Source organism: Vogesella urethralis (assembly GCF_007644045.2).
Taxonomy (GTDB): domain Bacteria; phylum Pseudomonadota; class Gammaproteobacteria; order Burkholderiales; family Chromobacteriaceae; genus Vogesella; species Vogesella urethralis.
In genome coordinates, this window is the sequence record NZ_VMDW02000120.1 from 1 (window position 1) to 261 (window position 261).

The window sequence follows — 261 nt, forward strand, 5'->3', positions numbered from 1 at the left end:
GCTTCATATCCGGCGAACGGATGATGGACGTCTTTGCCTGCATCTTGGTGGCTAAGCAGCTGGGTATAGACCCGCTGGAAATCATCGCTGCGGCGAACATGGAACGCGATATAACCCAAGAAAGACGGGACTTTTGGGCGGATTTTCGCAAAAAGATCGGCAGTTTGGCCGTGGCCGGTCTGGTGGTTCTGACGACGCTAATGAGCCCAGTAGAAGGCTCCAAAGCCCCCCAAGGGGTTTAGTATTTACGTCGTATAATTC

1 protein-coding gene is annotated in these 261 nt (G+C 52.9%); it reads left to right on the plus strand.

What is annotated here, in order from left to right:
• On the plus strand, positions 1-242 hold a 242-nt coding region (locus tag FLQ03_RS15610; RefSeq protein WP_206211006.1), incomplete at its 5' end, for a hypothetical protein.
• Between the last annotated feature and the right edge of the window lie 19 nt (positions 243-261).